This window comes from Acinetobacter sp. SK-43, from assembly GCF_015351505.1.
Taxonomy (GTDB): domain Bacteria; phylum Pseudomonadota; class Gammaproteobacteria; order Pseudomonadales; family Moraxellaceae; genus Acinetobacter; species Acinetobacter junii.
The window spans coordinates 1-24,350 of record NZ_JADKPY010000008.1; the positions used below are offsets into that span (position 1 = coordinate 1).

Annotated in this window: 21 protein-coding genes and 2 pseudogenes; 10 read left to right on the forward strand and 13 right to left on the reverse strand. The window is 38.6% G+C overall.

Annotated elements, in window-relative coordinates:
* Positions 1-249 precede the first annotated feature (249 nt).
* From IRT38_RS02910 to IRT38_RS02925, 4 genes and pseudogenes are all read right to left on the reverse strand, one after another.
* On the reverse strand, positions 250-798 hold the full coding sequence (locus tag IRT38_RS02910) for a peptidylprolyl isomerase (RefSeq protein WP_126132305.1): 549 nt from the start codon (positions 796-798) through the stop codon (positions 250-252).
* 129 nt (positions 799-927) lie between these two features.
* Complete coding sequence (locus IRT38_RS02915) at positions 928-1,998, reverse strand: alpha/beta hydrolase (protein ID WP_194596920.1); 1,071 nt, start codon at positions 1,996-1,998, stop codon at positions 928-930.
* Positions 1,999-2,361: 363 nt separating this feature from the next.
* Positions 2,362-2,598, reverse strand: a complete 237-nt coding sequence (locus IRT38_RS02920) for a hypothetical protein (RefSeq protein WP_004914451.1) — start codon at positions 2,596-2,598, stop codon at positions 2,362-2,364.
* 389 nt (positions 2,599-2,987) lie between these two features.
* A pseudogene (locus tag IRT38_RS02925) lies at positions 2,988-3,841 on the reverse strand (MBL fold metallo-hydrolase).
* A 108-nt stretch (positions 3,842-3,949) separates the two neighbouring features.
* Between IRT38_RS02925 and IRT38_RS02930 the strand changes: the two are divergent.
* From IRT38_RS02930 to dnaK, 3 genes and pseudogenes are all read left to right on the forward strand, one after another.
* Positions 3,950-4,842, forward strand: a pseudogene (locus IRT38_RS02930) (LysR family transcriptional regulator).
* Between the two features lie 159 nt (positions 4,843-5,001).
* Positions 5,002-5,547 carry a nucleotide exchange factor GrpE gene (grpE, locus tag IRT38_RS02935; RefSeq protein WP_194596921.1) on the forward strand — a complete coding sequence of 182 codons (546 nt, stop codon included), beginning with the start codon at positions 5,002-5,004 and terminating at the stop codon, positions 5,545-5,547.
* Positions 5,548-5,734: 187 nt separating this feature from the next.
* Positions 5,735-7,678: a molecular chaperone DnaK gene (gene dnaK, locus IRT38_RS02940; protein ID WP_004949942.1), complete on the forward strand. Its 1,944-nt coding sequence runs from the start codon at positions 5,735-5,737 to the stop codon at positions 7,676-7,678.
* A 46-nt stretch (positions 7,679-7,724) separates the two neighbouring features.
* On the opposite strand, the gene IRT38_RS02945 is transcribed toward dnaK, so the two are convergent.
* Positions 7,725-8,609 (reverse strand): MBL fold metallo-hydrolase, encoded by an 885-nt coding sequence (locus tag IRT38_RS02945; RefSeq protein ID WP_129261186.1) that lies wholly within the window; start codon positions 8,607-8,609, stop codon positions 7,725-7,727.
* Positions 8,610-8,782: 173 nt separating this feature from the next.
* Between IRT38_RS02945 and IRT38_RS02950 the strand changes: the two genes are divergently transcribed.
* From IRT38_RS02950 to IRT38_RS02970, 5 genes are all read left to right on the forward strand, one after another.
* The gene (locus tag IRT38_RS02950; RefSeq protein ID WP_194596922.1) at positions 8,783-9,694 is read left to right on the forward strand and encodes a matrixin family metalloprotease; all 912 of its coding nucleotides are present in this window, start codon (positions 8,783-8,785) and stop codon (positions 9,692-9,694) included.
* A 323-nt stretch (positions 9,695-10,017) separates the two neighbouring features.
* Entirely contained in the window at positions 10,018-10,932 is a 915-nt protein-coding gene (locus IRT38_RS02955) for a matrixin family metalloprotease (protein ID WP_194596923.1), read from the forward strand.
* Positions 10,933-11,363: 431 nt separating this feature from the next.
* A protein-coding gene (locus IRT38_RS02960; RefSeq protein ID WP_087540997.1) for an IS3 family transposase occupies positions 11,364-12,529 on the forward strand; the annotation gives its coding sequence in 2 pieces (ribosomal slippage) (positions 11,364-11,610 and positions 11,610-12,529; 1,167 coding nt in all).
* 54 nt (positions 12,530-12,583) lie between these two features.
* Entirely contained in the window at positions 12,584-13,408 is an 825-nt protein-coding gene (locus IRT38_RS02965; protein WP_227592132.1) for a matrixin family metalloprotease, read from the forward strand.
* A 128-nt stretch (positions 13,409-13,536) separates the two neighbouring features.
* Positions 13,537-13,908 carry a hypothetical protein gene (locus IRT38_RS02970; protein WP_194596924.1) on the forward strand — a complete coding sequence of 124 codons (372 nt, stop codon included), beginning with the start codon at positions 13,537-13,539 and terminating at the stop codon, positions 13,906-13,908.
* 54 nt (positions 13,909-13,962) lie between these two features.
* On the opposite strand, the gene IRT38_RS02975 is transcribed toward IRT38_RS02970, so the two are convergent.
* The 4 genes from IRT38_RS02975 to IRT38_RS02990 form a co-directional block, all read right to left on the reverse strand.
* On the reverse strand, positions 13,963-15,255 hold the full coding sequence (locus tag IRT38_RS02975) for a lytic murein transglycosylase (protein ID WP_005403978.1): 1,293 nt from the start codon (positions 15,253-15,255) through the stop codon (positions 13,963-13,965).
* A gap of 603 nt (positions 15,256-15,858) precedes the next feature.
* Complete coding sequence (locus IRT38_RS02980; protein ID WP_004965262.1) at positions 15,859-16,980, reverse strand: 5-(carboxyamino)imidazole ribonucleotide synthase; 1,122 nt, start codon at positions 16,978-16,980, stop codon at positions 15,859-15,861.
* A gap of 11 nt (positions 16,981-16,991) precedes the next feature.
* Positions 16,992-17,504, reverse strand: coding sequence for a 5-(carboxyamino)imidazole ribonucleotide mutase (gene purE, locus IRT38_RS02985; protein ID WP_004914484.1), 513 nt, complete (start codon positions 17,502-17,504; stop codon positions 16,992-16,994).
* A 136-nt stretch (positions 17,505-17,640) separates the two neighbouring features.
* Entirely contained in the window at positions 17,641-17,997 is a 357-nt protein-coding gene (locus tag IRT38_RS02990; protein ID WP_260523778.1) for a DMT family protein, read from the reverse strand.
* A gap of 72 nt (positions 17,998-18,069) precedes the next feature.
* On the opposite strand from IRT38_RS02990, the gene IRT38_RS02995 reads away from it, so the two are divergent.
* Together IRT38_RS02995 and mpl are read left to right on the forward strand one after the other, a co-directional pair.
* A complete protein-coding gene (locus IRT38_RS02995) occupies positions 18,070-18,597 on the forward strand; it encodes a hypothetical protein (protein WP_125299712.1) in 528 nt (175 codons plus the stop codon).
* Positions 18,598-18,750: 153 nt separating this feature from the next.
* Positions 18,751-20,112, forward strand: coding sequence for a UDP-N-acetylmuramate:L-alanyl-gamma-D-glutamyl-meso-diaminopimelate ligase (mpl, locus tag IRT38_RS03000; protein ID WP_039047184.1), 1,362 nt, complete (start codon positions 18,751-18,753; stop codon positions 20,110-20,112).
* A 312-nt stretch (positions 20,113-20,424) separates the two neighbouring features.
* Here the strand turns inward: mpl and IRT38_RS03005 are convergent, their stop codons facing one another.
* From IRT38_RS03005 to IRT38_RS03020, 4 genes are read right to left on the reverse strand one after another with little or no spacing between them, the layout of a single operon-like run.
* A complete protein-coding gene (locus tag IRT38_RS03005; RefSeq protein ID WP_194596925.1) occupies positions 20,425-21,168 on the reverse strand; it encodes an SDR family oxidoreductase in 744 nt (247 codons plus the stop codon).
* Positions 21,169-21,187: 19 nt separating this feature from the next.
* A complete protein-coding gene (locus IRT38_RS03010) occupies positions 21,188-21,886 on the reverse strand; it encodes a histidine phosphatase family protein (protein WP_129261197.1) in 699 nt (232 codons plus the stop codon).
* Positions 21,883-23,004 carry a phosphotransferase family protein gene (locus IRT38_RS03015; RefSeq protein WP_194596926.1) on the reverse strand — a complete coding sequence of 374 codons (1,122 nt, stop codon included), beginning with the start codon at positions 23,002-23,004 and terminating at the stop codon, positions 21,883-21,885. The genes IRT38_RS03010 and IRT38_RS03015 overlap by 4 nt, the downstream gene beginning before the upstream one ends.
* A 13-nt stretch (positions 23,005-23,017) precedes the next feature.
* Positions 23,018-24,247, reverse strand: coding sequence for an acyl-CoA dehydrogenase family protein (locus IRT38_RS03020; protein ID WP_194596927.1), 1,230 nt, complete (start codon positions 24,245-24,247; stop codon positions 23,018-23,020).
* Positions 24,248-24,350 lie beyond the last annotated feature (103 nt).

The window sequence follows — 24,350 nt, forward strand, 5'->3', positions numbered from 1 at the left end:
TTTTCACCTCGTCGGTGAAAAATTCAACACAATAAAGTTAATCAACTTAACCGTTTAAAGCTAAGTTATTTGCTTCATTGCGTCGGGATGTGTGCATTATAGGAGGTTTTTTTTGGTGCGCAAGTGTTTTTAGAAAAAGATTGTGGTGAGTGTTGTTTTTTTACCCACAACACCCATAAAAATACAGCAAAAATCACATTAAAATATTGAATTTAAACAAATAAATTAAATTTTCTTTTAATTTATTCGTTATTTCTTTATTTGCACACTGATAATTTTAATCGGTTGCTTTGGTACATTTTGATGCATTCCATAATTACCTGTAGGCACATTTACGATTTTATCAACAACATTCATTCCTTTGGTGACTTTACCAAATACGGCATAACCTGCATCCATAGCTGAACGATTCAAGAAGCTATTATCAGCAACATTAATAAAAAATTGACTTGTGGCAGAATTAGGATCACTCGTGCGTGCCATTGCTAAAGTTCCACGTGCATTTTTGAGACCATTATTTGCCTCATTAATAATTGGAGCTTTAGTTGCCTTCTCAATCATATTGGCATCCATCCCCCCACCTTGAATCATAAATCCTGGGATGACTCGATGAAAAATGGTTCCAGCATAAAAGTTACTTTTTACATAACTCTCAAAATTTTTTGCTGATACGGGTGCTTTATCATTAAAAAGTTCAATTTCAATATTCCCCATTGAGGTTTTCATATCAATAATTGTATTTGCAAATAGCTGACTACTTGCTAAAACCAAACTGGTTGCGAGGAATAGTTTTTTCATGATTACTGTTCTCAATTTAAAGTCTATTTAGAATGGGTACCGATTTTAGTTTTCTATCTATAATTTTGCTATTTCTAATTGTTAATTAAAGCATGCCGATGTTCCACGTGAAACATAGGCATTTTTGAATCAGCTATGTTTATCCCAAAATTTTCTAAAGTTCTTGGCTATTTCGATTGTATTGCGCTTAGCCTTGCTAGAAATAGGTGTCAAATTGATAAATCCATGTGTTTGATCTGGATAATCTACATATTGAACTTTAACTCCGCTTTGTCTCAATTTATGGCTGTAAATTTCCCCTTCATCATGAAGCAAGTCATGCCCAGCTGTAATAACATATGCAGGTGCAAGCTTTCTCAAATTACCATAGGTTGGAGAGATCAGTGGATTATCCAAAGCGATGTTGTGTTGAGTCGCATAATACTGAGTAACATAATCAACATCCTTACTCGTCAATACAAACCCTTCACCGTATGCATAAAATGATGGATGTCTACTTTTGAAGTCAACAACTGGATATATAAGTAACTGAGCTTGTGGAGCATAAGATTTACCAGCTGTGTGTTGTGCAACGACTGTACTGATATTTCCGCCTGCACTATCACCAGCAACAGCAATTCTATTTTTATAAATCTTTAATTGTCGACGATTCTGATAGACCCATGCTAATGCATCTTCACATGATTTGATTAAAAGCTGCGGAGAAGCTTCAGGTGCAAGTGGATAATCGATACTTAATACCTGTACTTTGGCATATTTGGCAATGAGTCGACACACCTCATCATGAGTATCCAATCCACCAACCACAAAACCACCACCATGATAGAACAAGATCATAGGTAGTTTTTTATTGGGTGCAGGATGATAATGTCTAGCGAAGACTGTTCCACTTTGTAAAGGTAATCGAATGTCTTCTACCGATTCAATCTGTGTCGCTTTGTTTAGGATAGCCAACATTTGTGCATCAAACTGGCGGCGTGATTCAATTGGATCTTCCCCGATAAACCCTATACGCCCTTGTTTAATTTGCACCGCCATTAAGCACTTGGTAAAGGCGTCTAAGTCAGGATATTGATAAGGATAACCTAAAACTTTTGCGAGAGATTCTTGAACTATTTTGGGAAGTTTATCTAATGCACGTGCAGCTGTACCTTGTCCTTTATCTAAAATCGTTTGAATTTTCTGAGGTAATGCTGTCACGTTTGTCCCCTTTATCGCACTGTTCATAATTCTTGTTCTTTCCGACTATATGCTTTTATAAAGCCAGAGATCAAGATCAAGATCAAGATTTCAAAAATATGATGTACGCTAAAGAGCTAAGCTTAAAAAGTCATTAACTATTCTGCTTAATCCAAACTGATTATTTTGCCAATCTATGTCAAAAAATGCTTCATGAGCGTCATTAAAGGATGAGAGTTTTTTCTATTCACTCTCATCCTCTGGATCAAGATCCATTTGTGCTTAACGAGTAAATTGATGCAATGTATAGCAGTACATTTTGATCAATTGGATTGGGCATCTATCGCACCAATTAATCATATCTTTTACTCAAGAACGAAGAAATTATTGTGCCGAAGCATCTGCTGAGCCTGAAACAGAACCAGAAACACCTGCTGAAGCGCCACCAGGTTGAACATCAACAGATGAACCCGCTTGTACACCTACGCCACCTTGTACGCCTGAAGGGCTAACACTAGTTTGTGCTGAACCAGAAGCATCAAGACCACCTTGTGTTGAACAACCTACAGCTGTGAATGCAACACCAGATACAACCATAGAGATTAGGGCTAACTTTTTCATTGTGTATTTCCTTTCATTATGACAAAAAGCAAAGTTGTCTTTGCGTTGCCTATGATTCACAATTTTTTCGATGAACGTGGTGAGGATTGGTTGCAGTTTGTTGTTTAAGCCGTATTGTTTTGCAATTTTTATTAAATCAGTTTAGATGAGCATTCACTTAATTTTGCAATCCTTTGAATTAGATTAAATATTTATAATTTATTATTTTTCTGCAATACGATTCGGATCAGATCATACAAATATAGTCTTATCTTCAATATTTATCATTTATACAAAGTGCTATTAACACTGCTAAAAACTTACAATTAAAAAGTTTGAGTTAACAATAGATGTATTAAAAATAAAAAAACCGTGAAAATTAATCACGGCTTTCTTCGTTTACAGCGAATCTAAGGCCACTGCATTTCACCTTTTACCACTTTAGCACCTAATTCCAGACTGCTTGATTCGCTTAAAGTTGGATATTCTTTTTGCATCATTTGAATTAAATCAGTCGATGTTTTCGTAACTTTTGCTGCTTTCTCATATTGCTTCAAATAATCGATAGAAAAGTTAACTGCATCCAATCCTTCTGCTGCACTCGCTTTCATATGTGCAGGAACGACTACATTCGGTTTTAATGATTTGATACTTTCTAATGCCTGTACCACTTCGTTACGATCTTTTGTTGTAGGAGTATCCGCCATCCATAAATGAATCCCAGAAGAGACTGGAATACCGCCTACAACTGCTTTAGCACTTGGAATCCACAAATAAGTCAGCTCATTTTTTCCTTAATCTCAATATTTTCATTTTCAAATTTTAAGATCTTAGCCGTATACGCTTGCGGAACAATAATTTGACTCGGTGCATTGGCTCCCATTTTGGGTCCCCAATAAGCAACTTTTAAAGCCTGAGTATCTTGAATATGTTTTACCGTTTCAGGAGTTGCAATGATTTGCACATTTGGGAAATATTGTTTAAATACATCTAAGCCAAAATAGAAGTCAGGGTCACCGTAACTGACAAAAATTGTTTTTAAAGTTTTACCGCTGTCTAAAATATCTGCCGCAATACGTAAAGCTTCCGATTTAGAAAATTGCGCATTGACCAGTAAGACTTCTTTGTCACCTTAGATTAATGTTGAAGTCACGCCAAAATGTTCAGGCTTTGCTAGGAAGTTCTGAATTTTTAAGTCCTGCGCAAAGCTTGTTGATGTTGCCGCTAATGCAGTAAGTGCAAGTGTGAATGATTTGATATTCATTAATATGTCTCCTATCTGATAAGAAACACTTTAAGTTGCAATTATTGCCAAATAAACACCCTAAATTAAGATAAAATGTTGCATAAATTGCAACAATAAGAATTCTATATGGATACTTTAAAAGCCATTCAAGTTTTGTATGTATTGCTCAACAAGGCAATTTGAGTAAAGCAGCAGAACATTTAGACTATTCGAAAGCGATGGTGTCACGCTATCTTGAACACTTGGAACAAACCTTTTCTACTCGTCTATTTCAGCGTAATACACGTAAAGTTTCTCTTACCCCTGCGGGTGAAAAAGCCTTGGTCTATTGTGAGAATATTTTACAGCAGCAACAGTTGCTTGAAGGTTTGGCTGCACCTGAACAGCATAGTGGTACGATCCGTTTTACTTGTGGTTTATTTTTGTTTCAACTTGGGGTAAATGAATGCATTAAGCAATTTAAAAAATTATATCCACACATTCATTTTGATGTGTATTTAACTGAAAATACGGTTGATTTGATGGATGCTCAGTTTGATCTTGCACTCAGAATTACACAAAAAGTTGCTGATGGTTTAATTGCTCGCCCTGTTTGTGATATTGAATCTATCTTTTGTGCGCATCCACATTATTTACAAGATCACACTCCCCTTTCACACCCAAGCCAACTGATTCAGCATGAATGTATAGCCCACCATACGCATAATCAGTATTGGACTTTGTTTGATACAGATCAACAACCTCAGAATTATCCATTAAATGTTACGTTTAAAAGTAATGATGTGATTGCGCTCTATCAAATGTGTCTCAAAGCAGAAGGCATTGCCATGTTACCAACGCTATTGGTGCGTCAGGATATTGCACAACAACGTTTGCAACAGGTATTTACAGATTTTTCTGCACCAGACCTAACCTTGTCGTTAGTCTATGCATCAAGGCAACATTTACCGAAAATCACACAAGAATTTATTGCTTTTGTCATCGAAAACTTAAATTTTTACTTAAATCAGCAAAATTAAAAGATTTAAATCAACCTGAACGCTTGAATTTTGTCGCCTTGCCCATACTTCATCCCTATCTATGAATGACCAAGATGTGGCAGTTCGGGTTTAACCCTATGAGCATTCACGCCAAAAGGACTGTACATGTTTAAGAACTTTTTTCAACGGAGATCATCAATGGCTAATGAGCACAATGAGCAAGCTCAAGACATTCAAAATGAGCAACAGACTGAACAAACTCAAGCTGAAGGTGTAGAGCAGGCAAACGAGCTTAGCGTTGAAGATTTACAAGCGCAAATCACCAAACTCGAAGAAAGCTTGAAACTCGAAAAAGCACGTACTGCCAATGCTGTTTATGAAGCACAAAAGAGTGTTGAACGTATCCAGCGTGAATCTGAAAAACACAAAGATACCGTTCTTGAGAAATTTGCTAAAGAGTTGTTGGATTCAGTCGACAATCTTGAACGTGCGATTCAAGCCGCTGGTGATGAACAAACACCTTTACTTGAAGGTGTAAAGCTGACTTTGAAATCGCTACTGACAACACTTGAAAAATTTGGTGTGGTTGAAGCAGATACACAAAATGGTTTCAACGCAGATCTTCATCAAGCAGTCGGTATCGATCCAAACGCTCAAGCGAACCAAATCGGCACTGTATTACAAAAAGGTTATACCTTAAATGGTCGCCTACTCCGCCCAGCAATGGTGATGGTTGGTCAATAAATTGACGTTGAGCATTTAAAATTTTGCTCAAAACACAATAATTCGAGAGTTTTTTGATTTTTTTTCATAAAAATGCTTGAAAAAAACCGATTGACTCTCATATCGAATAACAAGCAAATCCCCTTTTAAATTCCATTTATTAAATAGGAAATCAGGGGGTTCACAAAATTTTAGAGGAACATCCCAAATGGCAAAAATTATTGGTATTGACTTAGGTACTACCAACTCATGTGTTGCTGTACTTGAAGGCGATAAAGTAAAAGTAATCGAAAATGCTGAAGGCGCACGTACAACTCCATCAATCATCGCTTATAAAGATGGTGAAATCTTAGTTGGTCAAAGCGCTAAACGTCAGGCTGTAACAAACCCGAAAAACACATTATTCGCAATCAAGCGTTTAATCGGTCGTCGTTATGAAGATCAAGCGGTACAAAAAGACATCGGTCTTGTACCTTACAAAATCATTAAAGCAGACAATGGCGATGCTTGGGTTGAAGTAAACGATAAAAAATTAGCGCCTCAACAGATCTCTGCTGAAATCTTGAAAAAGATGAAGAAAACTGCAGAAGACTATTTAGGTGAAACAGTTACTGAAGCGGTGATTACAGTTCCTGCTTACTTTAACGATGCTCAACGTCAAGCAACTAAAGATGCGGGTAAAATTGCAGGTCTTGATGTTAAACGTATCATTAACGAACCAACTGCTGCCGCTCTTGCGTTCGGTATGGACAAAAAAGAAGGTGACCGTAAAGTTGCAGTTTACGACTTAGGTGGTGGTACTTTCGACGTATCAATCATTGAAATCGCAGACCTTGATGGCGACCAACAAATCGAAGTGTTATCAACAAATGGTGATACTTTCCTTGGTGGTGAAGACTTTGATAACGCGTTAATTGAATTCTTGGTTGAAGAATTTAAGAAAGAACAAAGTGTGAACTTGAAAAATGATCCACTTGCGTTACAACGTTTGAAAGAAGCTGCTGAAAAAGCAAAAATCGAGCTTTCTTCATCAAATGCAACTGAAATCAACCTTCCATACATCACCGCTGATGCAACTGGTCCTAAACACTTAGTGATCAATGTAACGCGTGCAAAACTTGAAGGTTTAGTTGCTGATTTAGTTGCTCGTACAATCGAGCCTTGCAAAATCGCGCTTAAAGATGCTGGTCTTTCGACTTCAGACATCTCTGACGTAATTTTAGTTGGTGGTCAGTCTCGTATGCCACTTGTACAACAAAAAGTACAAGAATTCTTTGGTAAAGAGCCACGTAAAGACGTGAACCCTGATGAAGCTGTTGCAATCGGTGCTGCGATTCAAGGTGCTGTATTGTCTGGTGACAAAACTGACGTTCTTTTATTAGACGTAACACCATTAACTTTAGGTATCGAAACAATGGGCGGTGTATTAACACCAATCATTGAGAAGAACACTACGATTCCTGCGAAGAAATCACAAGTGTTCTCTACTGCTGCTGACAACCAGCCTGCTGTAGATATTTCGGTTTACCAAGGTGAACGTAAAATGGCTCAACAAAACAAATTGTTGGGTAACTTCCAATTAGGCGATATCCCACCTGCTCCACGTGGCGTACCACAAATTGAAGTATCGTTCGACATCAACGCTGACGGTATCTTAAAAGTATCGGCTAAAGATAAGAGCACTGGTAAAGAGCAATCAATCCAGATTAAAGCGAACTCAGGTTTGTCTGATGCTGAAATCGAAGCAATGATTAAAGATGCTGAAGCGAATGCTGAAGAAGACCGCAAATTTGAAGAGTTAGCGAAAGCTCGTAACGAAGCAGATGCTTTAGTATCTAGCTCAAACAAAGCAGTTAAAGATCTAGGTGACAAAGTGACTGAAGATGAAAAAACTGCAATCGCTACTGCGGTTTCTGAGCTTGAAGCAGCAACTAAAGAAAATGATGTTGAAGACATCAAAGCAAAAACTGAAGCTTTACAAAACATCTTGATGCCAATCACTCAACGTGCTTATGAACAAGCACAAGGTGCTGGCGGCGCAGAAGGTTTTGATCCAAATGCATTCCAAGGTGGTGATGCGGGTCAACAACAAAAAGCGGACGATGGCGTTGTAGATGCTGAGTTCACAGAAGTTAAAGATGACAAAAAATAATTTGTCTCTTTAAAAAAGACCGCGCGAAAGCGCGGTTTTTTTTATTTTAAGATTCATTATTTTGATCGAAATATAGTTCACCTAAAATCGGCATAAATAATGGTTCGACTCCAGAAGCTTTTATTTCTTCTAAAAATTCAGGGATATTCACACCAGGTAATAATTTTGGTGGTTGATCAATAGGTGTGAGCATCGTATCCCAATGACATGGAATAATGTATTTAGGTTTCAGCAAGCGCACGACATCTTTGACATAGTTCGGGCGATATTTGCGTCCAATCGCACATAGACAAACAATATCTGCTTGCCTCCCTTGTAATTCTTGTTCAATAAAATCAGCTGAATCAATGTGTACAACGCGAAGATGCCCCGTATTAATCCACCAATTAAACACTTGGCCATGCCGTAGGTGATGAAATTTCGGTGGATAAGGTGGCGGTGTAGTCATATCCCCTGGTAATGGCACCCGACCAAACAATGCTTTGCCATGAATCGACGGCAGCCCAACAACTTGCCATTGCCCACATTCAATAATTTCCCGGCCTTTGGTTTCCAGCATTTGTGCTTCAGACAAACCTGCCGATCTCCCATACATCAAAGCAGCCTTCGAACCAATTAGGCGTGCACCTGTTTGTTTACATACCTCTGGTGCATCCAAGATATGATCGTAATGCGCATGCCCAATTAACACGTCATCGGCATTTGGAATATATTTTTTGACTAAAGTTGGGTCACTGAGCAAAGGTTGCGTGAATGTTTGCCAAAAATTCGGACGACTAATAAAAGGATCCAAAACTATAGTTCGATGTTGATCTGAAAGTATAAATCCTGCTGTTCCCAAGTATTGAATCTTTAAATTTTGGAAACTACTTTTTGCTGGTGAACTCGCATTCCACTGGTGATCAGGTACTTTTAATAAATAGTTGCGCATCTGCATTCCTTGATTATTTTTATCATTCCAAGTATTGCGTTATTAAAGCAAAAGCCTAAACACAATGATATATTTTCTTAATCCACTCTTTTACAGTAGTGCTACTTTATGTATGAAGTTAATATGCTTCTACAAGATTGATGCAATGTAAGCTTAGACAAGAATATTCAAAAATGCCTCGCCTTCTGATAGTTGTATTTATACTGATTGCTGTATTTTGGCTGAATTATCAAAGTCGGGAACATCCACAACTCAAATTTAATGCGCTTTCAGATCGAGTGCTTCATCCTTTTGATACCCGCCTACGTTATCGTATCGGCGATGTTGACCCACGTTTTAAACTCAGCATCGAACAAGTAAGACAAATTAGCGAACAAGCAGCGACGATTTGGAACGATGGAACAGGTCAGCAATATATTGTTTATGATCCAAATGCTCAGCTTACAATTCACTTGATCTATGATGAGCGTCAATTTGAGAGTGAACAACAACGCGCTCATCTCAATCAACTCAAAATGAATCAACAAGAATGGATCAATAAAAAACAAGAATTAGATCAAATGGAACAGCAATTAGCCTTCAATAAACAAAGCCTAGATCGAAAAAAACAAGAATTAAATCAACAAATTGAAAACTACAACCATCAAGTATTGTTGGCTAAACAAAATGCTACTGATCATGATCGCCAATATTTTCAACAGCAACAATACGAATTACAACAACTTGTACAAAAACTCAGGCTTGAGATTGATAACTTTAATCAAAACATCGTCGAACTGAATAGAAAAATTGACAGCTTAAATTCGCTAGATCAACAACTTGATAGTTCTGTAAAATTATATCGACAGCGCTTTCAGCCACGCCTTTTTCACAAAGGGCTATTTAACGGAAAACAGATTTTGATATATGAATTCCAATCTGAAAATGATCTACGGCTCACCCTTGCTCATGAATTTGGACATGCACTGGGGCTCGCCCATCATAATGATCCACAAGCATTGATGTATCCATTAATGCAAGACCAAGACCTCAATAATTTCCGTTTAAGACTTGCTGATTTGGAGTTACTTCAAAGCGTGCAATAAAGAAAGTTACAGAAGGTGAAGTACATCTCATTTAAAAATTAAATTACAAAAAATAACAATTTGATTTTTAACTAGAAAGAAGCTTAAGTTATGCATTTTCGGTCAATTGATCAATTTTAAAGCATTGATTAATCTAATGTTATGAATAAAAAAACAACAGTATAGACTCCATCTCTCTTTTATTTCGTTGTGCTATGAATCGCATTATTTTTTTATTTTAAGGAAAAAAATCACACTTTTTCATATTAATTATTAATTAGATGGCGTTTTGACGACATCAAAATTTTGCTCAAAAATGAATTTTATTTGGGGGGATGTTGCTCATGCGTTATCAAGCTTTGTCCATTATTGTTGCGTGTTTGAGTCTAAATATTAGTAGTTTAAGCCATGCTCAAAATAATCCGCACAATGCAACTCCGCATCAGCATCAAGTTGCTGACATGCCCCTACGCTATCGTATCGCTCCAATAGATCCTCGTTTTAATTTGAGTAGCAAACAAGTCCTAGAACTGACTCAGCAGGCTGCAAAAATTTGGGAAGAAGAAACGGGTAAAAAGCATTTCATTTATGATCCAAATGCTGAATTTACAATCAATCTAGTTTACGATGACCGTCAACAACACACCTCAAATCGCTTACAAGGTCTCAATCAACTTAAGCAAAAACAGCAACAATGGGAAATAGACTCTCTAGAAATACAACAAGTAAAAGATGAGATACAACGTGCAACTGCCTCAATTGCAAGCAAACAAAGCCAACTCACTGCACAATTCCAACAATACAATGCAGATGTACAACGCTTCAATCAAATGCGATCTTCCTCTAAAGAATGGGCAGATCAACTAGCACAACGTCAAAAAAAACTACAGCAACAATCTGCTGAATTGAAACAAGCAATCCAACAACACAGTCAAAAAACGCAACAACTAAATCAACAAATCAAAGGGTTAAACCAAAACAATCAACAATTAGCACTTTCAGCAAATCAGTTTAACCAAACGTTCCAACCACGCCTTTTCCACAAAGGTCAATTTAATGGAAAACAAATCTCTGTATATGAGTTCTCTTCTAAAGATGACTTACGTATGACTCTTGCACATGAGTTCGGTCATGCCTTAGGTTTAGATCATACTGATGATCCAACGTCATTAATGTATCCTGTCATTCAAAAACAAAATATGGAACGATTTGCACTAGCACATGCAGATCAACAAGAGTTGGTTCGTGCCGTCAATTAATCATATTAAGAACTTGATTTGCACCGATCAATTTAACCATTCGGTATATTTATTATACAAACAAACTTTTTTATTAGATGAATAGGAAAGTAAATATTGAGGTTAATTTCACATAATATTCAAAGTTTATTATTAAATCTAACATGCTGTAATTATTTTTATTATTCAAATTTAGTACATAAAAAACACAAAAAATGGCAATTTTAAAGCCAATTCCCTATTTTATTTAGAACTCCATTATTAAGAAAAAATAGTAAAAATGGTTTTTTAAGAAAATTGACTGATCATTTTAACTGAATAAAATACGTCCTTTTTCCAGTTTATCTCCTGTATATGCATCCGTTGTCTTGGCTGTTGTTTGATCCTAGCCAAAATAATGGACAGATAGTCCCTCTAAAGCTAACGTAAAGTTAACTTTGGAGATACAAGAAATGGCGAAACGCTTTAGTCCTGAATTTAAACAACAATCGATAGAGTACGCACTAGCAAACACACATGAACCATTAGCTGTCATAGCCAGGAAGTTAGGTGTGGGTTATTCAACACTAGATAAATGGGTACGTGCAATGAATCTGGCTGGAACCAGTAAACGACAACTTACACCAGAACAACAACGTATTGTTGAACTTGAGAAGGAAAACAGACAACTCAAGGAAGCCAATGATATTCTAAAAAAGGCGCATGTGTACTTTCTGACCGCCGATCAAACCAAGAAAAGTACACGGTAATAGCGGATTTAACGATGAAAAAGGCAGTCACTATATCTTCCGCCTGTAAATACTTAGCCGTCAGCCCTTCTGGTTATTATGCTTGGCGTAAGCGACGAGTTGATACTGCTCAGAAATATAAGGATTTAAAAGCAGTGTATTGGTACCATCATGCTCGCTTAGGTGCCCCATCACTAGTTCATGATATGCATGATTTGGGTTATAACCTGAGCGAACGTACGGTAGGAAGAATGCTCAAGCATCTCGGGTTACGCAGTAAAATTTCCCGTAAATATAAACATACGACAGATTCAAATCATCGTTTGCCTACAGCTCCCAATCTATTGGATCGCCAATTTACCGTCACAAAGCCGAATCGGGTATGGACGACAGACATTACATACATTCGAACCAAAGAAGGCTGGTTATATTTATGCGTGATGTTAGATCTGTTTAGCCGTCGTATTGTGGGTTGGCAAACCAGCTATCGAATAGACCGTCAATTGGTGTGTGACGCATTTAATTATGCAATGGCACGTCAGGGTTATCCAAAGGGGGTGATGGTTCACTCAGATCAAGGATCACAGTACTGTAGTCGTGATTTTAGAGCGATACTATTGACGAATGGGTGTATTCAAAGCATGTCTCGCAAGGGGAACTGTTGGGATAATGCTGTTACAGAAAGCTTCTTTCATACATTGAAAGGTCATGTGGTACACGGTAGTGTGTTTACTACTAGAAAAGAAGCCAATGCTGTCTTGTTTGAATATATTGAGATTTACTACAATCGAATGAGGCGACATTCTGCCAATGGTTGGTTAAGTCCAGAAGCCTTTGAACAGAAATATTTTAAGAATTTAGAGGGATCGATTGTTCACAATTCTGTCTAGGATCAGTTTATCATTATTTCAGCATTTACCTCAATCCATACTCATGCTCACCCTGTGTCTCAACATCTGAATGAGGCGGAAGATGATGATTCGCCTCTACACTATCGTATTGCCGATCTTGATCCTCGCTTAAACATTAGTAAGCAAAAAATGATTGAAATTAGTCAAGAAGCCGCCGCTATTTGGGAACAAGGTACGGGTAAACGATATTTTGTTTATGATCCCAAAGCAACATTTACTGTAAATTTGGTCTTTGATCAGCGTCAAGTTCGTAGTATGAAACGAACTGAAAATCTCAAAAATCTAGAACAGGAAAAGCAGCTCTGGTTAGATGAGAATCAAAAACTGCTAAAACTGAAGCAAGACTCTCAACAATTACACACCCAATTAGAATTACAAAAAATTAAATATCAGGCCCAACTCAATGCTTATGCAAGCGCTCAGAAAAAATATCTCAATAAATCAAATACAAAAAATTTAAACTTACTCCAAGAGCGCACAAAACTACTCAATCAGCAAAGAGATGTCTTAAAAATCCTGATCAATTACCATGATCTTAACCATCAACAAATTCAGGTTAAAACAGATGAATTAAAACAACTTCATGAACAGCTAACTCAGTCCGTTGATCGCTTTAATCAAAACTTTGCACCTCAACTCGTTCATAAAGGGCAATTTAAAGGAAAACAGATCTTTATTTATGAGTTTTCTTCGATTGATGATTTACGCTTAACCCTAGCCCACGAATTTGGACATGCTTTGGGATTGAAACATACACATAATCCTAAATCATTGATGTATCCACGAATTAAGGAGCAAGATCCCAAAAACTTCCAACTAACAGCAACTGATCTCGCACTGTTAAATCATACAAATTAATGATGATCCCTCTATAAAATCACATGAAATCTACATTTCTATTCAGGTAACAAGAATAGGTCGATTCTTTGGATTTATTCGTGTTATTGTGTTGATAAAACATCATCTTAGTCTTAACGGAGATCAACATGAGTTATTATCATATCCTCATTGAAGTGAACGACCACATCAGTACGATTGAACAAACTCGTGATATTGAGATCTTGAATATTCAAGATATTAGCCCTTATCTCCACTCGATTTTGATTCCATATTTCAATGAACAAATCGTTGAACTTGAAGATGAAAATGTGACTTGTGATGAGATTCTTCATCTAGAAGTAAAACAAACGCTATTACCTATCGAACATCTGATTGAAGAAGAGCAAAAACAATTACCAAGCGATACAGATGTCACTATTACTGCTTATGAAATCTTTAATGATCGAGATTTGAGCCAAGATGTGACTGCGGTTATTTTTGATATCTTAGAAGCGGTCAAATTAGACGTTGAACCATAAGAAAAAGGTCTACTTAAAGTAGACCTTTTTATTTCTAAATTATTGATAAATCATTTATTGCATCATTTGTTTTGCTTGTTCTTGACGGAAAGCTCGTAATATTTGCTGCCCTGCGCGTCCAGTTGGATTTAAACCGAGTCGTGTTTGTTCTTGTCGAATAGCTTGACGACTCTTATCACCTATTAGTCCATCTACTGCACCAATATCATAGCCACGCTGTAGTAAAAATTGTTGAATTTCGCGGCGTTCCGCACGTGAAGTACCTGCATCATCCGTCGGCCATGAAGTTAAAAATGGCGTACCTCCACGTAATCGGTCAGATAAATGAGCAATCGCTAATCCATAACTTTCCGCAGCGTTATAACTATAAATCGCATCAAAATTTTTGAAGACCAAAAATACTGGACCATTTGAACCTGCTGGTGCCATTAAACCCGCCAATGTACTACCAGAGAGATTTCCTTGAATTAAAGCGGTACCATCGGCACGTGTAAGACCTTGTGCAATCCAGTGATTAAGTGATTTTTTATTACGGCGACTTTCACCTGAAATCGACATTCCATCAGGAATTTTGACTTCAAATCCCCATGGCATTCCTGTTTGCCAACCTGCTCTTTTCAAGAAATTTGCTGTAGATGCTAACGCATCGGTTGTACTAGAAACCAAATCACGGCGACCATCTCCATCAAAATCTACAGCTAAGCTTTCATAGGTTGATGGCATAAATTGTGTATGTCCAAATGCTCCAGCCCATGAACCATAAAGTTGGTCTTGGGTTAAATCTCCACGCTGTAAAATACGCATTGTTGCAAAAAACTCACCGCGGAAATAACCTTGGCGACGTCCTTCACAGCTCAAAGTGCCTAAAGCCTGTAATAAAGGATATTTACCTGAAATGTCACCATAGTTACTCTCAACTCCCCAAACAGCAACGACTGTCTCTGCTGGAACACCATAGGCTTGTTCTACTCGGCGTAGTACGTCTTGATGCTGTGTAAGTTTCTGTTGACCTGCTTGCACACGCTCGTTATCAACCAAACCAGATAAATAATCCCAAATCGGTGTCGAAAATTCAGGTTGATAATTTAATTTATCAATCACTGAATAATCTGGCGTTAGATTTTGCGTATAACGATCATAGGTCGAAGCAGAAACACCAGATGCGATGGCTTGAGAACGTAAATTTGCCAAACATCCCTGAAAATTTGAACTTGGAGAATAAACGTTGCTAGTTGGCGTTACAGTGGTAGCTGAAATGGTAGCACCATTAATCACTAGTTCCGCATGAGCTTGATTGAATAAAGTGAATAAGGCAGTGCCTAGAAAAAAACGCAAAGAATGTTTCATGTCTTAACCAGAATTTTTAAATTTAAATTTCGTATTCAAGATAGCATGCAGCAACAACATGTATCGTTTGGAATCGTAACTTTGAATTCATTTCTTGTCTTTTAAATTTAAATGAATATTTTAAATTCATAAAACTTGCGATTTTTAAATTTAAAACTTCGACCTATCTTTTTAAATTCAAATCAGCACATCTTTTTTGAATTCAAAACACAATCCTAGTGATACAACTTGTTTTAAATTCAAAAAAACCACTCAATTTAAATTTATTTCTTTAGCAATCATCCTAAAACAATCAAGGAGATGAATTAAGCCAATTATCTCTTTAAAATCAGTATATAGTCATTGATACACACCACTAAAATTTAAATTCAAAACAACTTAAATCATCAAGTTTAAATTTAAATCTCACCCAATACTTTTGAATTTAAAAACATCCTAATAACCAAAACTCAGTTTTAAATTCAAATTAAGGACATCATATTTAAATTCAAAACACCATCAAAAGTTATCCACAACCAAACTCCTTATACATTTTTAAATTCAAAAATATTAAGCCAATAAAAAAGCGATCCGAAGATCGCTTTTCGTTGCGTTGTGGATAACTTAGATATTCATGTCAGTCGTCAAAGCTAAAGGCACAGGTAAAATTTGAGCCAATTGACGGCATAAATCTGTTAATTCATCAGAATTATTCGGCATCAAAGTGATATGTCCTAACTTACGACCAGCACGCTCAGACTTATTATAAAGATGTAAATGAGCACCTTTCAGCGCTAAAACGTCCTCAGATTTAGGATGTTGCCCGATGATATTTACCATCACAGTTGGACGAACAACATCTGTTGCACCAAGTGGTAAGCCTGCAACTGCACGAATATGATTCTCAAATTGCGAACAAATCGCACCTTCAATCGACCAATGTCCTGAGTTGTGTACACGACATGCCATTTCATTGGCATAAAGCCCTTGCTCAGTTACGAATAACTCAAGCGTAAGCACACCCACATAATTCAAATGGTTCAATAAACGGGTAATGTAATCTTGTGCAACAGGCTGTAAATCTGTACTGTTTGGCGCAGGAACAATCGAGTGTGACAAGATACCATTGTGATGATGATTTTCTGCCAATGCCCACGTTTTGACATCGCCATCTTGTCCACGTACTGCAATAATCGATACTTCTCGACTGAATTTCACAAAACTTTCAGCGATTAGACTTTTTGCAGGCCCAAGTTCTGCCCAAGCTGTATCAATTTGATCTTCTGAACGCAATACGAACTGACCTTTACCATCGTAGCCACCTGTTACGGTTTTTAATACGATCGGTAAGCCTAATTCAGCAACAGCTTGCTTTAAACTTTCCAAGCTATCCACTGCTCGATACGGCGCAACAGGAATAGCTAACTCATCAAACAAGCCTTTTTCAGCTAAACGGTTCTGAGCCGTCGCTAAAGCAAGACGAGGAGGATGTAATGTTTTGGTCTGAGTCAGAACATCCACATCAGCTACAGGTGTATTTTCAAACTCAAGGCTGAATACTTCAGCACTTGCGATGAAAGCTTGAAGTGCTTGTGGATCTTTACTTGAAAATACAGGACCTAAAATCGCCGCAGGGCAATCTGTTTCTGCTTCGAAAAAGCTACATTGAATATTGAGTGGTAAAGCGGCTTGCGCCATCATACGTCCAAGCTGTCCGCCACCAAAAATACCGATGGTTTTATTCATGATCAACCTCGTTATACTTGACCAGGAATGTTATTACTCGATACTTTTTCAGTTTGTGCAGTACGGAAATCTGCAACATTTTTAGCGATTTCAGGACGAGTCAAACCTAGAATTTGAGCTGCCATAATTGCTGCATTGGTCGCACCAGCTTGGCCAATTGCCAATGTGCCTACCGCGATACCTGCAGGCATCTGCACAATCGATAACAACGAATCAACACCATTTAAAATCGAAGATTTTACTGGCACGCCAAGCACTGGCAAATCAGTTTTTGCTGCGCACATTCCTGGTAAATGTGCAGCACCGCCAGCTCCCGCGATAATCACTTGGATACCACGATCACGTGCTGTTTCAGCATATTCAAATAAACGATCTGGTGTGCGGTGCGCAGAAACCACTTCAGCTTCAAAAGGCACACCCAACTGTTTGAGCATGTTTGCGGTATGTTCAAGTGTTGCCCAATCCGATTGAGAACCCATGATAATCCCGACTAAAGGTTGGTTATCTGTTGCGACCGCATTCATTGGCTTTTCCAAAACAAGATAAAAAGAGGAGAGTGTCTCGACTTGCGCCAAGCACAAAGGAATAAATTGGGGGATATTATAGCGTTTTTTTCAGGCATCCCCAACTACAGAAACGCTTAAGCATCGCATAGAAAAACTAGCTCTGATTACGAAAAACAAAGTAGACGCACCCAAGCAAACACAACATTGCCCAGACATAATCTAATTTAAATGGCTGTTTAAATAAAAAAATCATGAACGGAACAAAGACCAATAATGTCACGACTTCTTGGGTAATTTTCATTTCCCCCAAGCTCCAGCCATATTGATTTAATAATTTCGTTGCGGGGATCATAAAACTGTATTCGAGTAGAGCGATACACCAGCTAAATAGAATCGCTTGCCAAAGCGGAGCATCATGTAAGATTTTGAGATGTCCATACCATGCCAAGGTCATAAAACAGTTTGAAATAATCAATAAACACAGGGCTAAAAGCGTCGGGCTCAATTGTATTTACTCTAAAAATTTTGTAATAATTTTATAGTAAAATCCGTTTTTGAATAAGATTTGAGAAACATAAGGATTATGAAAAAGTTATTTCTACTGACTATTTTACTGTTTTCGATGAGCACAAACCACGCGATAGAATTAGATTTAGATAACCAAAATGAAGCCCTATCTGATTTAGCCAACATGTTCTATAGTGAAAAAAATGACCCTGTATATCGTTTTGAAGCCTTAGATCCTCAAAAACTAGATTATTCTGTAGAAAGTTTGAAATTTATAGATAAATATTTGTTAGATTTAAAGAAAAATAATTTAGATCAAATTTCTGATGATCAAAGATTTAAAACTGTTCTACGTACAGGTGCATATGTAGGAGAAACGATCAGAAAAAATGATAAAAATACAAATTGGCATTGGGTTGATTATGAAACAGCTAAGGAATTAAATCCTGAACTTTTTAATAATTTGGATCACTCAATTGAACTTGCTGCAGTACTAACAGATGGTGAACATTTCATCTTTCCACTGAATAAAGTTGTTAAATTTCTAAAAAATGGTGAAGAAGATAGTTTATATTTTTTTGCGACTACAGCGATGAAATTTTGACACTTCTCGCTTGAATTTTAAGTGAAGAACAACAACGAATTTTGACTATCTTTTCACTGCAAGCCTTGCTATCGTTGCGATTGAATTTTATTGATAACGACAATCATACACACGTGTTCCGTGCTGTATGCAAAGCAGTGGAGTAGGCGAGTTATGCATCTGCATATTTTGGGTATTTGTGGCACATTTATGGGGTCTTTGGCTCTATTAGCACGAGATTTAGGACATAAAGTCACAGGTTCAGATGCGAATGTTTATCCACCGATGTCGACTCAACTCGAAAATGCAGGCATCGAACTGATGCAAGGTTATGATCGTAGCCATTTGCAACCACATCCCGATCTTGTAATCGTCGGCAATGCCATGAAACGTGGTATTGATGCCATCGAGTATATGCTCAATGAAGGTTTACCTTATATTTCTGGCCCACAATTCTTAGCTGATCATGTGCTACAAGGTAAACATGTCCTAGGTGTCGCGGGTACACATGGAAAAACGACGACGACTACAATGTTGGCGTGGGTACTCGATCAAGCAGGTTTAAATCCAGGTTTCTTAATTGGTGGTGTACCGCTTGGTTTTAGCGAAAGCGCACGTTTAGGTGGTGGCAAATATTTCTGTGTGGAAGCTGATGAATATGATTCTGCTTTCTTCGATAAGCGTTCTAAGTTCGTCCATTATCATCCAAAAACTGCAATTTTAAATAATCTCGAATTTGATCATGCTGACATTTTTGATGATCTTGCTGCGATTCAAAAACAGTTTCATCATTTAGTACGCACCATTCCAAGCGAAGGTCGTATTATTGCTCCAATTACTGAAACCAATATTGATGAAGTATTAGCACAAGGTTGTTGGACGCCTGTGGTTCGCACCAGTCTTGAACCTAATGACCAAGCTGCTTTATCAGCGGAGCTGATCAGTGCCGATGGTAGTCATTTTAAAGTCCTTGAAAATGGCAAGGCAATCGGGGAAGTAAAATGGAATATGACAGGACAGCACAGTGTAGCCAATGCTTTGGCAACGATTGCTGCTGCTCAGCATGTCGGTGTCAGCCTTGAACAAGCCTGTGAAGCATTATCTAACTTTGGTGGTGTAAAGCGCCGTATGGAGCTGTTAGGTACTGTGCGTGGCATCGAAGTCTATGATGACTTTGCCCATCACCCAACTGCGATTGAAACTACACTCGACGGCGCACGTAAACGTCTTGGTGAACGTAAACTTTGGGCAATCATTGAACCACGTTCTAACACTATGCGTATGGGCAGTCATAAAGATGGTTTGGCGCACTCTGCGCGTTTAGCGGATGAGGTAATTTGGTATCAACCAGAAGGTTTAGACTGGGATTTACAACCTGTAATCTCAGCATCTTCAAACAAGGCTGAAGTCAGCCGCTCTTTGGATGACATCATTGCCCGTGTAGTGAATGAAGCAGGTGAGGGCGATGCTGTGGTGATCATGTCCAATGGTGGTTTTGGTGGTTTACACCAAAAGTTAATTAAGGCTTTGTCGTAATTAAAGTCAATACTTTCTGAAAAAACTATTCTCTTAACGGAGTCTTGCAAGTTCTTATCTAATTTCTGGATCAGCCTGCGGCTCGCCCTACTTTTCTTTCGGGAAAAGTAGGCAAAACCATTGTCATCTGCAAAACCTGTCCTTTTCTTGCATTTATCAACATATATCGCAGAAACGGACTTTTATTTAGACCACGCAGGTTGCAGATGACGTTTCCGAGTATCACATTTCTTCAAAGTTATGTTAATTCAGATCGTGACAAACGGAATCCCTGCCAAATAAACATATTTGTCCACGCATTTTAAATTGCCATCAACTCAATTTATTGACAATTTTCAACGGCAAAATCTTCATTGCTATGCCCATTGGCAACCACGGCCACTGCGGAACATAAGCTTTCACAGGTTCCTTCTCAATCGCTTTCAACAACGCCTTACAACCTGTCTTTTCATCCACTTCAAACGGTAGTTTTTTCGCACCCTCATTCATTTCAGTACGAATATAGCCAGGGAAAATGGTTGAAACTTTAATTGGCGTATCCAACAACTCTGCACGAATACCTTCCGCTAAATGTGCCACTGCTGCTTTACTCGCAGCATAGGTCGACAAATGCTTCGGTAAACCGCGCATTGCACTCATTGAGGAGATCACTACCAAATGACCTTTGTTTTGCGCTCTGAAGATTTCAACTGCTGCTTCGCACTGTGCCAATGCTGAAATAAAGTTGGTTTCCGCTGTGGCACGATTTACTTCAAAATGCCCTTTACCAATACGACGACCATCACCAACACCTGCATTGACAATAATTCGGTCAATTGTCCCAAATTCCTGCTGAAAAGCATGGAACACCGTAAACACATCATCGTAATGAGTCACATCAAGACTTTTGATTTTGACCTGAATTGCAAACTGGCTTTGCAATTCTTGTTGTAAGGATTCCAAACGATCTAAACGGCGTGCGCACAATGCCAAATTGTATCCTTTGGCTGCAAATTCACGTGCCATCCCAGCGCCTAAACCTGAACTTGCACCTGTAATTAAAATCGTCTTTGTCATTTCCTTCACCTATTCTTATTTATATCCATGTTAAGAGTTCAGCATCACGCGCTTTCAAATAATGATGCTCATTGAAACTGAGTAATTGCAAACGACCATCTGTCCAACGCAATGTGGTGATACTGGCATTGGCAATCGACCAATTCAGCGCAAAAATCTGTTTAGCATTCAAACCTAGAACCTTGCCAACCGCCACAGAAATCACACCACCTGAACTAAACACTACAGCCTGACGTGGTTGCGTGGCATCAATGTGCTGACATAAACCATGTAAAGCACCTTCTACACGTGTTTGAAAGCCTAACCATGTCTCATGATATTCATGGTCATATTGCTCTCCTATCCAGCGTTCAATCGCGCCATCAAAGATTTTGGCAAGATAAGCACGTGGATTGGCAATTAACTCAACATCCTGCTTCAATAACTCAGGTTGATTAAAACGTTCATCATATTTGGCAAATACTTGTTGATGATCAAATTCATTCCAAACCGACTCTGTATGAATTGGTGCATCATTAAAACCTTGAGCCAAGGCTAATTGTGCTGTTTGTTGATGCCGCTGCATTGATCCTGCAAGCACTAAAGGACGTTCTTTCAAGGTATGTTTAAAAAAATCACCCACCACCTGCGCCTGTTGTTCACCTTTGGCTGAAAGCTGATCATAACTCGCAGCACCAAATGATGCCTGCCCATGTCGTACCAAATAGATCGTGGTCATCGTTTTAAAATATCCTGTAATTTCGCCCCATATTCAGGAATTAACTGCTGTGCTTCAGCATTGTTTAGTGCAATTAATTTTAGTGCCCGAATATGTAAGGCATGAATCATGATCCAGAAATCCTTAAAGGCAGGATTATCAGTTTGCTGATGGTAATAACGATAATAAATCTGTTGCGCAATCACCGCCAAACGGAACAAACCAAACACCTCATAAAATGCCCAATTGGTAGGTTGCAAACCAGTTTTTTCCAAGTAGTAGTCCACCACCTGTTGACGTGTCAGCATGCCTAGTAAATTGGTTGGTTGACGACGACTAGACTTCATCAAAGCATCGTCATCTTCTTGAATCCAGTAGGCGAGAGCACTGCCTAAATCCATCAGCGGATCGCCAATAGTCGCCATTTCCCAGTCCAACACTCCGATCACTCTAGTTGGTTGTTGTGGATCTAAAATGACATTATCAAAACGCCAATCATTATGAATGACACAAGTTTTAGAATCCGCTGGAATATGTTGCTGTAGCCATTCCCGCACAAAGCTAAAATCAGGTACATTTGGGGTAAGCGCTTTACTATAACGTGCATCCCAACCTTCAACTTGACGGCGGCAATAGCCTTCGCCTTTGCCCAGTTTTTCCAGTTCTGTACCTTGATATGGCACTTGATGCAATTCAATTAATTTATCCAAAACATTCAGACACAACTGTTGAACTTGTGACTGATCCAATTGTAATTCTTTGGGTAAATTAGCTCGCGGAATGATGCCTTCAATCCGCTTCATGACATAGAAGTCACAGCCGATTATGTTCTCGTCCTGACACAATGCAACCATTTCAGGTAGGACTGGGTAGAATGGTGCAAGATGCTTCTGCACATTGTATTCACGCGCCATATCATGCGCTGATTTGGCTTTAGTACCTTTCGGTGGACGTCGTAGGATTAAATCTTGATTGTCGTATTGCAAACGATAGGTCCAATTCGAAGCGCCACCTGAGTATTGAGTGACTTGTGCTTGACCTTGCAGTTGAACACCTTGATCCTTTAACCACTTTTCAACAGCGGAAATATCCAATTCTTCACCGTGACGAACCTGACCGCCGATATCAATCATTGTCATTTTTTTATCCTTATTAACGACCATAGCCACGTTTTTTCAATTCTAATTTAGCAATCATGCCCTTATGCACTTCATCAGGTCCATCAGCTAAACGTAAACTGCGTGCTTGATTGAAAAATGCTGTCAGCGGAGTATCGCGTGACACACCTTCACCACCGTGAATTTGGATCGCCATATCAACGACGTTTTGCAATACAGTCGGTGCAACGACTTTGATTGCAGAAATTTCAGTGAGTGCTGCCATATTGCCTAAGGTATCCATCTTATAAGCAGCATACAGCGTTAATAAGCGAGCTTGATCGATCTGCACACGGGCTTCCGCGACACGTTCTAAATTGCCGCCAAGTTTAAGAATTTCTTTACCAAATGCCTTGCGTGACATGCCACGATCAATCATGAGTTCTAACGCTTTTTCCGCTGCACCGATACAACGCATACAGTGATGAATACGACCAGGCCCTAAGCGCCCTTGAGCAATTTCAAATCCTTGACCCGCACCACCAATAAAGTTGCTCACAGGTACACGCACATTGTCAAAACTGACCTGTCCATGTCCATGCGGTGCATCGTAATCACCAAACACAGGCAACATCCGTTCAATCGTTACACCTTGCGTGTCGATCGGTACCAATACCATTGAGTGTTGATGATGACGATCTTTGTTGGGGTCTGGCGTATAAGCCATAAAAATAATGATTTTTGCATTCGGATCACCCAAGCCAGATGACCACCATTTACGCCCATTCAGAACAATTTCATCACCATCAATCACTGCCGTGGCTTGCATATTAGTCGCATCGCTCGACGCGACCGCAGGTTCAGTCATGCAGAATACAGAGCGAATATCACCATTTAGTAGTGGTTGCAGCCATTGTTGTTTTTGTTCCTGACTGCCATAACGCCATAGCAGCTCCATATTGCCACTATCAGGTGCATTACAGTTGAATACTGTCGGAGCCAGTAAACTACTCCCCGTCAATTCAGCAATATGTGCATATTCCTGTACCGATAAACCTGCACCTAGTTCAGCATCAGGCAAGAACATATTCCATAAGCCTGCTGCTTTGGCTTTGGTTTTGAGTTGTTCGAGTTGAGCTGGCCACTGCCATTTGGTCCAGTCACCATCGACATTAAGTTGATGCACTTCATCCCAAAATGCTTTTTCAATCGGTTCTATTTCTTGTTGGATAAACGCCTGTGTGCGAGCAATAAAATCCTGTGCACGTTCAGATAATGCAAACATCATCATTTCCCTCAAGGTAAATATGTGGCGAAACTGAATTCGCTGCTTTACTTCACCTTAAGCGAAAACTTATTATGAATGAAATGATTTTATTTTATGCAAA

Coding starts and splice junctions, on each gene's coding strand:
- IRT38_RS02920 (WP_004914451.1), bottom strand. CDS start 2,598: ATGAAAAAGTTAGCCCTAATCTCTATGGTTGTATCTGGTGTTGCATTC.
- IRT38_RS03020 (WP_194596927.1), bottom strand. CDS start 24,247: ATGTTTGCATTATCTGAACGTGCACAGGATTTTATTGCTCGCACACAG.
- IRT38_RS03010 (WP_129261197.1), bottom strand. CDS start 21,886: ATGACCACGATCTATTTGGTACGACATGGGCAGGCATCATTTGGTGCT.
- grpE (WP_194596921.1), top strand. CDS start 5,002: ATGGCTAATGAGCACAATGAGCAAGCTCAAGACATTCAAAATGAGCAA.
- purE (WP_004914484.1), bottom strand. CDS start 17,504: ATGAATGCGGTCGCAACAGATAACCAACCTTTAGTCGGGATTATCATG.
- IRT38_RS02910 (WP_126132305.1), bottom strand. CDS start 798: ATGAAAAAACTATTCCTCGCAACCAGTTTGGTTTTAGCAAGTAGTCAG.
- mpl (WP_039047184.1), top strand. CDS start 18,751: ATGCATCTGCATATTTTGGGTATTTGTGGCACATTTATGGGGTCTTTG.
- IRT38_RS02945 (WP_129261186.1), bottom strand. CDS start 8,609: ATGCGCAACTATTTATTAAAAGTACCTGATCACCAGTGGAATGCGAGT.
- dnaK (WP_004949942.1), top strand. CDS start 5,735: ATGGCAAAAATTATTGGTATTGACTTAGGTACTACCAACTCATGTGTT.
- IRT38_RS02995 (WP_125299712.1), top strand. CDS start 18,070: ATGAAAAAGTTATTTCTACTGACTATTTTACTGTTTTCGATGAGCACA.
- IRT38_RS02950 (WP_194596922.1), top strand. CDS start 8,783: ATGCCTCGCCTTCTGATAGTTGTATTTATACTGATTGCTGTATTTTGG.
- IRT38_RS03005 (WP_194596925.1), bottom strand. CDS start 21,168: ATGACAAAGACGATTTTAATTACAGGTGCAAGTTCAGGTTTAGGCGCT.
- IRT38_RS02980 (WP_004965262.1), bottom strand. CDS start 16,980: ATGAATAAAACCATCGGTATTTTTGGTGGCGGACAGCTTGGACGTATG.
- IRT38_RS02975 (WP_005403978.1), bottom strand. CDS start 15,255: ATGAAACATTCTTTGCGTTTTTTTCTAGGCACTGCCTTATTCACTTTA.
- IRT38_RS03015 (WP_194596926.1), bottom strand. CDS start 23,004: ATGACAATGATTGATATCGGCGGTCAGGTTCGTCACGGTGAAGAATTG.
- IRT38_RS02955 (WP_194596923.1), top strand. CDS start 10,018: ATGCGTTATCAAGCTTTGTCCATTATTGTTGCGTGTTTGAGTCTAAAT.
- IRT38_RS02970 (WP_194596924.1), top strand. CDS start 13,537: ATGAGTTATTATCATATCCTCATTGAAGTGAACGACCACATCAGTACG.